The organism is Cellulomonas sp. P4_A2 (assembly GCF_056402515.1).
Genome location: NZ_JBFUHG010000134.1, coordinates 1 through 426 on the forward strand (window position 1 = coordinate 1; position 426 = coordinate 426).

Below are 426 nucleotides of genomic sequence, written 5' to 3' on the forward strand. Positions count from 1 at the left end.
GTGCTGGGGCGCGGCGGCGCCGAGATACCGGTGTCGGAACTGAAGGACGGGGAAGGCCCGCTGGCCCCGTTCGGCCCGGGCGCGGCGGCCGCGGTGCGGCGCACCGACACCTTCCCGCACGTCGCCGATGTGATGGTCAACTCGATGTACGACCCGGACACGGGCTGTGTGCACGCCTTCGAAGAACAGATCGGCTCGCACGGCGGACTCGGCGGCCGGCAGTCGAGGCCGTTCCTGCTCTGGCCCCGTTCCATGTCGGATCCGGTGGCCTGCCACGCATCGGCGGATTCGGACGCCGAACTGGTGGGGGCCGAGCAGGTGCACGAGGTGCTGCGGCGCTGGCTGCGGGAGTGCTCCGGGCCGCAGGTACCGCTGACGCCCGATGGCAGGGATGAGGCCGGCCAGGGGGACGGGACCGTGCAGGCG

Annotated in this window: 1 pseudogene; it reads left to right on the plus strand. The window is 72.8% G+C overall.

Going from position 1 to position 426, the window contains the following annotated elements:
* Nucleotides 1-426: pseudogene (locus tag AC1DUE_RS20435) on the plus strand (hypothetical protein); the annotation flags it as partial.